The sequence below is a fragment of the Bacillus sp. FAU20 genome (genome assembly GCF_056033865.1).
The window spans coordinates 727267-741039 of the sequence record NZ_JBVYHY010000003.1 but is presented as its reverse complement, the minus strand read 5'-3'; the positions used below and the strand labels follow the sequence as shown (position 1 = coordinate 741039).

Sequence of the window (13773 nt, the reverse complement as noted above, 5' to 3'; positions counted from 1 at the left end):
AGGAATACGTGCATACAAGCAAAATCCCTTATGACATATAGAATATAAGCTTTCCACATCCTATTCCTTCATAGAAACATAACTAGAACATAACGTAGAAGGTATAAAAACGAGCCTGTAAGCGTTGTGTACAAAGTAATACGTGGAAGCCAATGTGGAACGTTCTTCCCCATTTTTTCTGCTACCTTCATTGCAACTACTGACAAACCTGTTGCCGTCCAAATAACTACCGCTTCTCCTGCGAGTGTCATGCCTATTCCTCCTCTTCTTTTTCACGAAATATAATACCTTTTCTTGTAAGGACTGCATCATAACAGTCCATTAAAGTTTCCCAATTTAAAATATCTTCTTCCTCACCGTATAGATCCTCTTCAATAACCTGGGATAAACTGAAATATCTTTTATATTCCTTGTTATTAAACACTTCATGATTTTTCATGTGATTCATAATTGATTCCGTTTCTGATCTTGATTTGGATTCATTGTACATCGAGCGTAATTCCTTTGACGGATGAAGATATGGAGTTGTGTTCAGATGATTGTACTGCCAACGCATGTAACCCTCTCCCCTCTTGATGTCCTTAGTTCCACTTGGTATTCCTGGTGGTCTTGATATAGGTATATGACTTAGAAAGAGTTATATTGCCTGTCCATTTAAACTTTTCTAAATGTTCCTTGATTAAATTAAAGGAGGACACATTTCCATATGCGAATTGTATATAATTAAAGAGGTGATATTGTGCGATTAAAATGTAAACTACGTGTTATTTTTGCTGAAAGAGAAATACGTCAAAAGGAATTTTCAAATCTTATTGGAATTAGTCAAACTACAATGAGCTCACTTGTTAATAACACGACGCTCCCTAGCTTTCTTACAGCTTACAAAATTGCAAAAGAATTAAAATTGCACATGGAAGAAATTTGGATAGAGGATATAGAGGAGGATAATGCAAATGTATAAAAAACTTATAAGTCTTTGTGTCGGAAGTACCCTATTATTAGGTCTAACAGCTTGTGATTCTTCCAAACCAAATGAATCAAGCGAAAAAACACACGTCAAATCTCAACCAGAAACTAAAAAAGATTTAACATCTCAGGATGAATTAAATAAGAAGATCAAGCAAGATGCTGAAGAAGTTAGTTTTGTTAAAGCAAATGGAGATCAATACGAAAAAGGAAAGAGACTTAAAGCTACAGGAACGGTAGATTTATTACTTAAATCTTCAGCATTACCTTCATTTGTCATAAGCACAAATGAAAATGATGGAAAAGGTATGTACACTATTCAAATTGCACAAAGTGGTGTGCAATCAAGCGAAAATGAAATAACTCTCAAAAGCGGATTGAAAATATCTAAAGGTGCAACAGTAACGATTTATGGCGCTTACGATGAAAAAGATAAAACAGGAATGCCTAAAATTAGTGCAACAGTAATTGAGCAATAAAAAAAGCCGTCATAATGACGGCTTTTATTTTTATTAATAAAACTATTCTTTTATTGTATTCCATTTATACTTGATAAACTTCGCAATACCATCCTTTATAATCTCTAAAATACCATGTGATAGCACCTAATTTATTACGGTCATCAACAGGTTCACATTGCAGATAGAAAATACCATCTGCTTCATAAACTAAGTTACCCTTCACTTTGAATTCAGCGAGTTTATCCATAATTTCTTGAGCTAAATCAACTCCTAATCCGCCTGATTTCATTGTCCATTTCATATTATTACCTCCTGTAGACACTGATGGTCCAGATTGAATTGATTTACCTACAATAGCTTCAGCTACAGCTTTAGCAGCCTTATCAAAGTTGGCACGATATTTTTGCATATCTGTTTCATTATCGATAAAGCAAATTTCAGGGAGCAATCCAGTCTTTGTTTTATTAATCCACCCTAAATCTGTTGTTAATTTAATACCTCGGTCTCTCAATCCAAATGCATCGGCCATTGCCTTTGAAATCTTTGCTGCTAATTCTCTATTTCCGTATGATGGGTGCAACCAAACTTCACAGCCTGTACCACCTGGAGAAGCATTTAAATGAAACTGTAAGTCTACATCACTATCTTTGACCCGTAAGTGGTTATTAGCTGCATTACTCCAAACCGCGGTTTGTGTTGTACCAACTTCATCCGAACAATTTACATAATTCCATCCAGCTGCTTGTACATATTCAGCAACTGCATCAAGGAACTTTCTATCCTCTACATGCTCTTTCCCATAAATACTGTTTGCACCTTGAACGATATAGTTATGACCACCTGAGCCCGCAAATTTACCCATTACTGAACATCTCCTTTTAGTGTAAGTTATTTTTTTCTAATACATCTTTTTGTTGTAATCCTTTGTTGCTCAAATAGTTGTTCTTCCACGCCATATACAAAGTGAATGCTCCTGTAATGACGGCCACTAAATCATTTGTGATTTTGTCATCAATCGTTTGGTATCCCACAAGATTTAAAACACTGTTAATCACTGCAATTACTAAGACGACATAGCGACTAATTGAAGCTGTATCTAATTTTTTCATACTCTCACCTTCTTTCATTTCATGTAATTTAAGATGTTAAATAAAATAAGGACTGCCAATGACAGTCCTGAAATCCACATCGATATGTGTGCTTTTTTATTGTTATCGTTCTTTTCCTGTGCTTGCTTTAATTCTTTAATTTCACGATCCCGAAATTTAAACATTTTATCCACTTCAGTACGTGTGATATAGTTTTTTTGATTATTATCAAGCTTTTCTTCGATACGTGTTATAGTCGCATTCATAGTTTCAAGTTTAACCTCTAGTTTCGCAATTCGTTCGTATTCTCTTTGATCCATTGTCATTCCCTCTTTCAATAAAAAAAATGACCGAAAAATTCGATCATTTTTTTATTTTAAATAATATATATAGTTTTTTATATTCTTTTTCTGTCTTATATTTGTTTCACCCTATAATCAGCCCTAACAGTTTGTCCCGTTTCTTCGAACCTTACATAATAATCACGAGGGGTTGTATTAATTGACGGCCCATATATCTCTTCCCATCTGTTACCTAAGTCATCGTCCCCAAAATCATCATCCTCTTTTAAGTGACCACCAATATGTAACCAATCACCGTCATGAAGATCAAATCTAACTATTTTATTAACCGGAAATGTATTACCCTTCTGGATTGTAACGTATCCAGATGGAACTCTAAACATCTCCTGCCTTGCTCTTACAGTACCTGTCGGCACGTGAAATACTTGCGCATGCAAACTTCCGTAAATTTCTAAATTATCATTTCCATCACCACCATCATGCTCACAGTGAATTCCTTTTAATTTAACTTCAATTGTTTTAACCATAAACTTTTTCTCCTTTTAAAATAATTTCAATTACGTCATTTGATAGTATGTTTTATGTAATTTAAAATTATGTAGGAAAAAGGGTGGGTCATACATTTTCATAATAATATACAGCAGAAGTTAAAGAATATCTTGACAGAAAAACTGTATTTTTGGCAAATTAAAAAAGCCTGCTTATGCACGCTTTGGTTTGTTGTAAAAGCCGTATTTTATGCAAAATAAAAAACAGCTTATGGCTGCTCTGGTTTCTCATTTATCTTTTGTTTTAGTATGCCAGTTCGTTATATTAGTTGACCACTTCCGTTACATCTTTTAAAACAATTACATAGGTTGCTCTTTGTAATACTTTATGTTTCGTTTCTAATCCGCCAAAAGCTTTTTCTATACACTTCCACTTCATTTCCTTACCGTCGAACACATCATATCCGGATAACATTTGAAATGCATAATTTGCTACATCGCTCCCGAAATCCGGTCGCATTTTAAACCATCCTTTCACATTTGAATGTGTAGTATGTGGAATCGCTTGTTTTCCTAATGTAGTTAACTCGTTTATTAAATCTTCCGGAAGTTTAAACAATGGAAATTCAGAAACCATTAATGATTCATCATAATTTAATTGTTCTCGAACTCTATCAGCATTGATATTGATAATCATATGATTCTCCTCTAATAAGATATCAGAACCATGATCGATTGTTAATTCATCAAATACCGGTTTGAAAAATTTAGCCATAATAATTCACTCTCTTTTCGTTTTATTTGTTTATTAATTGTTGCACTAATACCTTTAATTCATCAATTTCAGCTTTCATTGAAACTTTCTCAAGTTTTTCTGCTTCAAGTTGTTCTTTAAGATTGTCAACTTCTTGCTTCAACATACCGTGGTCAAATTGAAGATTTTTAACTTTAAAGTCAACTTCTTGTATTGCTTGAATAGAAATTGAAACCGAGCTATAAAGTGTTACAGCGTCTTTCTGTGGTGTGGTGAATACATCGTCAGAGTCCTCCGCAATCATACCGTAATTAATTGGAAGTGTAATAGACTCCCCTGACTCGAAGCGTTCAACATCTCTTATAAAGTGATATTGTTTGATGTTTACAGAGTTGATTTTATCTAAAGCAGAGAATGGAAGGTCTTCTATGTCCGTTTTAAGCTTACGAGAAGAATTAGGGATAAATTCTTGCGCCCACATACGCCCTGTAGCGCTAATATTCTCTTGCGCTCGTAATGTTCTTAATTCTATATCTTTCCATCCCTTACCCATCATATCTTTAATCTGCAAGCCATTGTTATAACCTTGTACAAAACTTGACCTTATCATTGCATTACCCATAATTAAATCATGATCGGTGGCGCCGTTTACGAAATGTATTTTATAGTCACTGCCTTTTCTTTTGAAAGTAAACTGCCCCGCGTTATTTGTAAAAATATGCGGCTCAGTTGTAGTTACAGAGAAGTAACCATATCCTGGAGCCCATCCTTCAGATTCAAAAATAATATTATTCAAGTTTTGAAAACGAAATTGTCCATCCGAATATACGCTCAGATGTCCACCGTCATTATGCATTTGAATATAGTTTGACCAAATATTAGTTCCTTCTGCATTTTCTCCTTTAGAAATCCCAAATTTCGCATATGCTTTAGAAGGTTGATCGACTCCATTAATTCGCGGCATGACTTGATAAATATAAAATGATCCTGTACCAGCGTATTTTCTATTATCAGAACCAAGGACTAATGAAGGTTGAATACTTCCATCATCTGTTTCCATAAATCCTATATAACCACGTGGCTTATCTAAATCGAAAATCTTCATGTCTTGTTTATTTATTTCAACAAATCTGTTTCCACTTGTTTTAAGTGTTACTCCTTCTAAAACTTTTCCTTTGATATGATTTGCTGTAATAAAACCTACTAAGTTAATCCTATTTGCATTCAAAGTAATGTTTTCTTTACTCATATTGAATGCTGCGATTACATCATTTTCTTTTACAGATATACTAACACCCTTTTCAGTTAACTTAAGACGGGTTTCCATATCTCTTACATAAGATGATGTGGCAAATTGCCCATTTGCTTGCTCTTTTGTATATACCTCTGTCTTTTTGGCCGAAGCATTGATACCCTGTTCATTGATAGTAAAACGGTTATCAATCAAAGTCATTTTTTGATTAAATTGATCAGTCGCAAGCTTGTTAGCTAATTCGCCTAATAAATCTTGTTTATTTTTATCAACTGTTTGTTTCAATTCAGGGATCTTAAACCCTGCAACATAATCTTCTACTTGTTTAAGCTCAACTTTACCTTCAAGTGCTTTCGCAGTATTTTCCCAACCAGCTTTCGCCTCTTGTAATTGTCTTCCTTGTTCTGTCTGCGTATTTTGTATTAAAGAGACATTTTGTTTAATAGCAGTTGCATCTTTTTCTACAGTAGCAACACGCTTATCAAATCCACTTTGATTATTTTCTACTTTTGTTATTGTTTCTTTGATACCGTCTACACTTTTTGTAATTTCAGTGGTTTTCTTGGTGAATTCATCAGTTGTTACTTGATCTTCAGGTGCTGGTGTCCATTCGGTAGCTTTATTGCCTATTTCAATTTGAAAATTATATACAGTAATTTTTGCTCCAGTTGTGAAATTATCTAATCTCATATTTACAGCCTTAAAAGCACTACCACTAATCGTGATTACACCCAAATATTTTCCGCTTAAGTTTTGAGGGGAAAATGTAATTTTGGATGCAATAAGAGGCCATGGATTACTCCCTTGCATATACATAGTACCCGATGGTGTCGTTGTACCTTCAACTTTCCAATCAAAGGAAACACAAATTTCCTTATCTATAATTGAACTAGAATCACCACCTGCAAAGTTATAAATACTTAAAGTTTGGTTGGCTGTATTATTACCAATTAAACTTGCTGGGATTGATGTGCCGAGAACAACATTTCTTCCACCTATTTTAGTGTTATTGACTTTGGTCTCTACACTCGTTAGCTTCTCACTGATTTTCCCGGCTTCTTCTTTAATTTCAGTTGTTGTTTTCTTAAGCTCACTTGTTGTTTGTTGTACATCAGAAATCGTCTTTTTTGTACCTTCTACAGTTTGTTCGACTGTATGTAATTTATTACTGATATCGTTATCTTTTTTCGTTAACGATTCAATAGAAGTTTTAAATCCATTAGAATCCTGTTCAAACTGAGTTACTTTTTTATCGATTTCACCTTGTTTATTTTCGATATTAGAAATGGTACGACTGACACCTTGTAACCCTTCCTGTACTTCGTTGAATTGTCCTGTAGCTTGATTCTGTGCTTCTTGTACCTTTTGGTTTAATTCTGTTTTTGTGGACTCAATATCTTTATTAACCTGCTCAAGTGTTTCTTTCTTAACTGATTCAACATCTGGTACAACCGATTCCCAAGCTGTACCTGTCCATATTTTTAAAACACCGGGCTTTCCATTACTAATATCACGCCAAAGTGTTTTATAAGGCTTAAGTCCTGTTGTCGGTGGATTCTTAACTTCAATGATGTCTACCGTGTTATTTTTAAGATTCTCTTGCACTTTTTCAGCCAATGTTTTCGCCGCTTCGGATTCTTTCTTAGCATCGCTAGCTGTTTCATTTGCATCTTTCACTAATTTATCTAACTGATCTATCAGTTCTTGCTTACTTCCTAGTGAACTAAGAATACGATTGTATATCTTACGTAATTCTTCGTTTGCATCAGTAATTTCGCGATAATCACCAAACACATATTTATCTTGTGTAGGGTCCGTAAAAGATTCATCACCAGCAATTACACGTGCTTCAAGGTATAACTTAGGTGTGAATCCTGTATCTTTGATTCGGATCGTATCGCCTTCGTTAATTAGTTCATGCGCTAGTCCGAAAATACGTCCAATCGATTGTGCTTCTACTTCATAAGAAACGGAAGAATTGACACGTTTTTTTAATTCTATTTCCATTAAAGTCATTAAACGTTTTGGCGTCATGTCTAATTCTTCTGTTTCTGGTGTATAAAAACCAAATTTATGTTTACCACGTTCATTCCATCGTTGAAATGCATCATTATCAACAATATAGGGAAGTCCCCTATTGATACCTTCAATAGTAATTACATTATCGCCTTCACCTTTCACAAAGCCGACTAGTGCTGTACAAATGTCTCTTGAATGTTCAATACGTGTAACACCTATTAAATCTTTCCCCAGTTCTATTTCTTTACCAGTGTCTCGACCACGCCTTTGAATCATATCAACATACCATCCAATTATTTGTGAACCTTGAATCTCAACGCGGTACTGGATTTCTAATTTAAATAAAGAAGCTATTTTCTTTAAAAACGTTAACGGATCAATAAATTCATCAATAGTCATAGTGTGGAATCCTGCATAATCTGTTTTTCCACGTTTCCATTTCATTCCTACTAGGGCCATATCAATGAATTCGTTTACTGTTTTACCTTCTATTCGTTGTGGTTTTATAATGCCTGACTTAGCGATTTGAACCCAAGCTCCTGAAGCATATGTGGTAATGGATCGTTTATCCGAATTCTTCTCAGCTTCTGTAATAACATATGGTACAATTCTTCCGTCTCGAACTTCTTTTAAAACAAGATTTTGTTGTTGTAAAGTAGCCGAATGAGTTGTTCCATCAAAAACTGTAAAATCCAACATATCAACATTGTTTTTGATTTCCCAATGCCTTTTATCATCCCAATAGTCATGTGGCTGAATAGCTGCAACGATTTGATCTGTTTTGAAATCCACAACATGCAAAATTCCGCTTGGTGTTCTCATCTATATCTCTCCTTATAACTAACAGTCGCTTTAACATCTGATGGCATTATTTCGATTAAATTCTCGCCACGTATTACAGTTGGAAAATTACTAAAAATATCTTTTAAATTAATTGCATTCTTACCGTTAATTGTTACAAGACTTTTTTCCGTATCAATAATAATTTTGTCTCCTGAGTCAAAAATGTAAGGCGGATCGTTTTTGGTATTTAAATTTACTTTCCAAAACTTCAAATCACTAACCGACATCGCTTCTACGGGCGGAACATCTTGCCATTGCATAATACTAATCTGAATTTGTGCGGCTTTTTCCATATGGTAGTTATTTTCATCTGTCCACCGTGCAAAACGTTCTGAATCATCTTTCTCTGTCCCTGGCAAGAATTTTGAAATATATGCTTCCCATACATTTCCGGTTCTAGCTATCCACAATCGACCGAAATACTGATTCCAGGTATTCGGATAATCACCACTCTCATAAATCAATCCTGTTTTCCCTGGCTTGTTATCATATCCAATAACCATCGTTCCAAAATTTTGCTCAGCTTGCCAAAAGAGATCGTTCATAGCAATTTTGGAAAGAACCTTGCTATTTTCATCGAGTATCGCTATCTCAACTCGGCCCATTTCATTAATTTTTTTACTCTTACATGTAACATAGGCTTGCATAATAAAATCTTGTACTGGACCCCCAGGTATATTCTTTTTAACAGCTGCACCATGCCATCCTTTCCCTGTACTGGCACCAAAATCAGAACAAAAGAATTGGTATTTATCTGACTTCATTTCACCAATCGGATTGCCATCCTCCATTGAACTAACTTTACTCCACCCTACAGTGGTAGCCATTTCGTCCCATATAAGTCTTTGATTTCTTTCTACGGGTAATTGCTCTGTTTTCAAAGGATAACCAATTCTGAAGTAATCACGATTATACGGCTGCTCACCAAACCACACATCTAAAAATGTACTTGGTTTTTGGGCCTCCACTTCAATAATTGGAGGTGCTTCTATATTCCCTTGATTGGTAAAAGAAGTTACCACTTCAGTAGAACCATTTTGAGAGAACGTATGAGTATTTTGTTTTCCTAATTTATATGGCATCGGACAAACAAAAGTAATGACACCTCTTCCTCTATTGACTATCTCATCCAAGTCTACAGAACCATCAATTAAAGCTAGATATGTCCTGTCTAATTCATCATCAAAAATAAGTTCGGCTGGTTGCTCTGTATATAGCCAATCCGCTAAATCTTCTTTTACCTTTTGTAAATCAGCCATATCTTTTTTCGCTTTAATTACAAGAGGAACATCAATACGACGTTCCTCTGTTTCTGTATTAAGAAAAAGAGCCCCTGCGCGATGAGGGACTCTTACTAATTTTCTTTTAACTGGAGCCCAGGAAGGGCGTTTTCTTCCAACTAGCATTTGAATATAATCTTTTCTGATCTTATTAAAAGTAAAACTGAGTTTCCCCAACGTGCTCACCACCTTTAAAATTCCGCTTTTCTTTTTTGTTCACGATCTTGAAGCTTGGTAGTATATACGTAACTTCCGTTCGCTAATTCTTTTCCATCTAAAACGTTGGTCATATTTACAGTTAAATTTAATTCTTGTTCTCTACCTGATCTATCCGAGAACATAGTTCTTGCTGTAGGTGCGTTGTTATAAGGTGATTGTGGTTGCGTATACCCATTGAAATCACCCAGTGCATTATGCGGGATACTATAATGCGAAGTTTGGAATCCAAAATCAAAAACAGATGGCATATTATTCATTTGTTTTTTTACAGTTCCAACTACATTTTTTGCTGCATCCACAACAAAACGTTTCCCTTTATCCATACCAACCCCAACACCTTCTGGTACGGCACTACCAACTGGAATCATCACTTTAGATGGACTGTTAATTTCTAGTGCTCCAGAAATAGTCTTTTTAATCTCTCCAGCAATGCTTTTCGCCTTACTATATAAACCACCTGTCGCATCATCCAATCCTTTTTCAAGACCTTCTATAATGGATTTACCAATGGAACGTAGATTTATAGTGCTGAAGAATTTTTCAACTGTATTCCATTTATCTTCGATGCTGCTTTTTACTTCATTCATCTTATCTTTTACAACTTGGACTTTTTCGCCAAATTTTCTCGAAACTGTATTTTTTATTTCCTCTACCTTGTTACTTGCAGAATTTTTCATATCTTCATATTTGTTCGTAACATCTGACCACATTTCTTTCATTTTTCGAATAACATCATCTTTCATAACTTGATATTTCGATTTCACTTGGCCAGTTTCCCAGTCTACCTGATTTGCATGTTCACCAGCTTGTGCTTTTGCTTCACTAACAATTTCTCTATGTTTGTCTCGCGCTGTAGAAACTGTACTATCATACTGACGTTTTGCCTCAGCAATGATTGCGTTCGCTTCATCAGCATTAATTGTTTTATTTTCATCACGCTGACGAATTGCCTCTGCAATTTTTTCATCGCGTGTCTTTTTCGCATCTTCAATAACTTTATCTCTTGCTTTGGCACTATTTTCTACAACTTCCGCTGCCTGTCTAGCTGAAATCTCACTAGCCTGTACGCGCATATTTTCAAGAATAACTTTTTGCTCCATTTGATTTTTAGACATATGCTCTACAGCAACTCTGTCCATTTCATCTTGTAAAGCTTGCAAGGAGATTCGTTCAGATGTTGTTAACTCTCTGTTTTCTCTAGCCGCGGTTTGAAGAATTTCTTTGATTTTATTTTCTTTTTCTTGAGTTTTTAATTTTTCTTGTTCGTAATGCTGATTAAGTTGCTCGATGCGCTTATTTTCTTCTTCTGCTGTTAAAACGTATGAATCAGCGAAAAACTTTTTCAGGCCTTCAATCTCTTTTTGTTGTCTTGCGTTTGTTTTTTCTATAATTGTATTAGCTAACTTGTCATACTGTCCGATTAGCTTTTGTGATTGTTCTTCAGTTATCACTTCATGGTTCAATCTAATTTCAGTTAACTTTTGTCTAATGCTATCAGACAACTTGAAATACTCACCAAGGACTTTCTTTGTGGATGAGCTTACTTTCCCCTCTGTATTCGTAGCAAACCGATCTACGGAAGCAATACTGTCCTCTGTTGCTTTTTGATATGCTTTATATGCGACAACTCCAGTTCCAATGAGAGCGGCTGCAATTAAGCCAACTGGACCAAATAATAAACCTATTGCACTTCCTAACATACCAACCGCAGCACCTGCCAGACCTGCTGCACCACCAGCAATTCCTAACGCTGTTGCTAATGCCCCAATCCCAGACATGATCATCCCAACTGCAGCAAGAACTACACCTATTGCCGTTGCTACCGCTGTTAGCGCAAGAATAATACCACCTGTAATTGCAATGGCCTTTTGTACTGGACCTGGTAATGAGTTAAATCCATCCACAAGTTTCTGCAATCCAGCAACAAAAGCACTAACCACAGGGGCAAGCGCGTCACCAATTGTCTTTTTCATTGTAGAAAATGCCGAGTCTAATAATGTAATTCGTCCTTGTAGGGTATCAATTTTAGTTGCTGCAACATCAGCTGCTGTAACCTTTGACATGGAATCCCACATCTCATTAACACCCTTTGCTCCTTCTTTAAAAAGAATAGTTGCACCACGTACGGCATCCGAACCGAATAATGTTTCTAAAGCCATACTTCGTTGTTGGTCTGTTAAATCTTTCATAGACTCATGAAGTGTTCCTGAAATGTTTTCTAGACTTTGAATATGCCCCTGTTGATCATAGAATTTTGATGATAAGAAAGCCGAACTCGTGGCTAACTCACGGAATGCTGTATCACATTTATCGTTCCACTTTGTAACCCCTTCGGTTTTCATTACGTATTTTTCTAAAGCAACTTCTATATCTCCTACATTTCTTGAAGCTGGTTGAATACCGTTTTTAACTAAGAAATCAAAACCCGCTTGGGCGTTATATGTGATAAGACCTAAATCTTTCATTTTGTTATACGCTTCTTTAGTAGATGGGTTTAACCGCATAAGCATAGTTTTTAGTGAAGTACCTGCATCAGAACCTTTTACATTCGTTATATATGAGCTCTTTATCTCATATTCTCCAATTTTCACTGGAGTATCGGACTATATCATCATCCTCGCCTTGCGCGTTAGGATGGGACGCGCTCGTGGGGTTTTACTGTCCGTTCTGGACTCCATACCCTAGTCTCTGAACCCTTCATTTATTCCTAAATGACTCGGCTGCTGATTAGCATAGTTATATAACCTTAGCTTCCCAGCAATTCACGTCCTTTACGCTGCGAATCTCTCCGCAACGGGGCTATATGTTAACCCATTCTGAGCAAATACTGCAAGAGTCGTAGCTGTATCTTTAAACGTCATTCCAGCCCCTGCTGCTACTGCTGACGATGCCGCTAAACCATATTTCAGTTCACGTACATCTGTAGCTGATGCATTTGCTGCACCTGATAATATGTTAGCTGCATCTGCTACTGAAAGATGATCTGCTTTAAATGCATTTAAGGCTGTGGATGCAATCTCTGCCGCCTCGCCCAATTCTAGCTCTCCTGCTGTAGCTAAGTTAAGAGCACCTTCTAAACCACCATTTATAATATCTGTTAAACTAACTCCGGCTTTTATTAATTCCTCTATACCTTGTCCTGCTTGAACACTAGAGTACTTTGTCGTTTCTCCCATGTTAATAGCTAATTCGCTTAACTTTTTCATTTCTTCTCCAGTAGAACCAGATACTGCTTTAATGTTAGCCATTTGTTGTTCAAAATTCATTGATTCAGTAACCGCGGATTTTAAACCACGTCCTATCGCATAAGTCATTCCGCCAAACACCATACCGATTTGCATTCCTGCATTTTGCAAATGGTTACCTAATGTCTCCATACGATTACCAAAATTCAATAAACGATTACCTTGCTGCTCTAATTCACGATTTGACTGCTGTAACCCAGTTTCAAATCGATTAAGTTCAGCTGTAGCGCGATGAATTTGTTCAGCATAATGTTGTGCCGATTGACTCGCTTCGCCTTCTTCAGTTTTTGCACGATTATAGGCTTGTTGAAGTTCCCTAATCTTTTCTTTCTGCTTATCCACCATGCGAGTGAGAACATCAATTTTTGCCCGTGTTTGCTCTGTTGCATTAGAAAAACCGCCCATGCCTGTTGTAATAGACTGAAATTCAGCCTGTAAGGATTTCAAAGAATTATTTAACTTATCCATCCCTTTTTGTTCAGCTTGACGGTTTACTTGTTTTAATTCATTTTCGAATCTATTTAAATCAGCGACCGCCTTATTAACCTGTGAAGCGTATCGTTGAGTTGCTGCATCATTTTCACCTAACTTAGCCTTATTTTGATCATAGGCTTGGCGTAATGCTCTAACTTTTTCTTTTTGTGCTTCAATCAATCTATTAAGTGCATCCGTTTTGGCTCGTGTTTGCTCACTAGCGTTTGCAAAACCACCCATACCAGTACTAATTGATTTCAATTCATTCTGTAAAGTCCTTACGGCACGTCCTGAATTCGCAATACCTTGACGAAAGTTCACATTATCAAGGGAAAGCCTAACTACTAAATTATTCATTTCATTCGCCAATGTCTCACCCCCT

The 13773-nt window shown here is 36.0% G+C and carries 12 protein-coding genes and 1 pseudogene; 2 read left to right on the top strand and 11 right to left on the bottom strand.

Annotated features, from left to right (window positions below; translation table 11 throughout):
- Positions 1–68: 68 nt before the first annotated feature.
- Complete coding sequence (locus AC0OM3_RS04365; RefSeq protein WP_061132202.1) at positions 69–251, bottom strand: hypothetical protein; 183 nt, start codon at positions 249–251, stop codon at positions 69–71.
- 2 nt (positions 252–253) lie between these two features.
- Positions 254–556 (bottom strand): hypothetical protein, encoded by a 303-nt coding sequence (locus AC0OM3_RS04360; RefSeq protein WP_089148354.1) that lies wholly within the window; start codon positions 554–556, stop codon positions 254–256.
- A 183-nt stretch (positions 557–739) separates the two neighbouring features.
- Between AC0OM3_RS04360 and AC0OM3_RS04355 the strand changes: the two genes are divergently transcribed.
- Complete coding sequence (locus AC0OM3_RS04355; RefSeq protein WP_089148353.1) at positions 740–961, top strand: helix-turn-helix transcriptional regulator; 222 nt, start codon at positions 740–742, stop codon at positions 959–961.
- The gene (locus tag AC0OM3_RS04350) at positions 954–1445 is read left to right on the top strand and encodes a hypothetical protein (protein WP_089148352.1); all 492 of its coding nucleotides are present in this window, start codon (positions 954–956) and stop codon (positions 1443–1445) included. The genes AC0OM3_RS04355 and AC0OM3_RS04350 overlap by 8 nt, the downstream gene beginning before the upstream one ends.
- A 64-nt stretch (positions 1446–1509) precedes the next feature.
- Here AC0OM3_RS04350 and AC0OM3_RS04345 read toward each other — a convergent pair whose 3' ends face one another.
- The 9 genes and pseudogenes from AC0OM3_RS04345 to AC0OM3_RS04305 all read right to left on the bottom strand — a co-directional run.
- Entirely contained in the window at positions 1510–2289 is a 780-nt protein-coding gene (locus AC0OM3_RS04345; protein ID WP_474211117.1) for an N-acetylmuramoyl-L-alanine amidase, read from the bottom strand.
- 16 nt (positions 2290–2305) lie between these two features.
- On the bottom strand, positions 2306–2536 hold the full coding sequence (locus AC0OM3_RS04340) for a phage holin (protein ID WP_270607504.1): 231 nt from the start codon (positions 2534–2536) through the stop codon (positions 2306–2308).
- Positions 2537–2550: 14 nt separating this feature from the next.
- Complete coding sequence (locus AC0OM3_RS04335) at positions 2551–2835, bottom strand: hypothetical protein (RefSeq protein WP_109140862.1); 285 nt, start codon at positions 2833–2835, stop codon at positions 2551–2553.
- A 95-nt stretch (positions 2836–2930) separates the two neighbouring features.
- Positions 2931–3344, bottom strand: coding sequence for a hypothetical protein (locus AC0OM3_RS04330; RefSeq protein WP_474211116.1), 414 nt, complete (start codon positions 3342–3344; stop codon positions 2931–2933).
- Positions 3345–3630: 286 nt separating this feature from the next.
- Positions 3631–4080, bottom strand: coding sequence for a hypothetical protein (locus AC0OM3_RS04325; RefSeq protein WP_098330791.1), 450 nt, complete (start codon positions 4078–4080; stop codon positions 3631–3633).
- A gap of 22 nt (positions 4081–4102) precedes the next feature.
- The gene (locus AC0OM3_RS04320) at positions 4103–8152 is read right to left on the bottom strand and encodes a phage tail spike protein (protein WP_474211115.1); all 4050 of its coding nucleotides are present in this window, start codon (positions 8150–8152) and stop codon (positions 4103–4105) included.
- Positions 8149–9630, bottom strand: coding sequence for a distal tail protein Dit (locus tag AC0OM3_RS04315; protein WP_474211114.1), 1482 nt, complete (start codon positions 9628–9630; stop codon positions 8149–8151). The genes AC0OM3_RS04320 and AC0OM3_RS04315 overlap by 4 nt, the downstream gene beginning before the upstream one ends.
- Before the next feature lie 14 nt (positions 9631–9644).
- Positions 9645–12263, bottom strand: a complete 2619-nt coding sequence (locus AC0OM3_RS04310; RefSeq protein WP_474211113.1) for a phage tail tape measure protein — start codon at positions 12261–12263, stop codon at positions 9645–9647.
- Positions 12264–12479: 216 nt separating this feature from the next.
- Positions 12480–13760, bottom strand: a pseudogene (locus AC0OM3_RS04305) (phage tail tape measure protein); the annotation flags it as partial.
- Positions 13761–13773: the final 13 nt, after the last annotated feature.

Coding starts and splice junctions, on each gene's coding strand:
- AC0OM3_RS04330 (WP_474211116.1), bottom strand. CDS start 3,344: ATGGTTAAAACAATTGAAGTTAAATTAAAAGGAATTCACTGTGAGCAT.
- AC0OM3_RS04360 (WP_089148354.1), bottom strand. CDS start 556: ATGCGTTGGCAGTACAATCATCTGAACACAACTCCATATCTTCATCCG.
- AC0OM3_RS04365 (WP_061132202.1), bottom strand. CDS start 251: ATGACACTCGCAGGAGAAGCGGTAGTTATTTGGACGGCAACAGGTTTG.
- AC0OM3_RS04325 (WP_098330791.1), bottom strand. CDS start 4,080: ATGGCTAAATTTTTCAAACCGGTATTTGATGAATTAACAATCGATCAT.
- AC0OM3_RS04335 (WP_109140862.1), bottom strand. CDS start 2,835: ATGGATCAAAGAGAATACGAACGAATTGCGAAACTAGAGGTTAAACTT.
- AC0OM3_RS04340 (WP_270607504.1), bottom strand. CDS start 2,536: ATGAAAAAATTAGATACAGCTTCAATTAGTCGCTATGTCGTCTTAGTA.
- AC0OM3_RS04350 (WP_089148352.1), top strand. CDS start 954: ATGTATAAAAAACTTATAAGTCTTTGTGTCGGAAGTACCCTATTATTA.
- AC0OM3_RS04320 (WP_474211115.1), bottom strand. CDS start 8,152: ATGAGAACACCAAGCGGAATTTTGCATGTTGTGGATTTCAAAACAGAT.
- AC0OM3_RS04345 (WP_474211117.1), bottom strand. CDS start 2,289: ATGGGTAAATTTGCGGGCTCAGGTGGTCATAACTATATCGTTCAAGGT.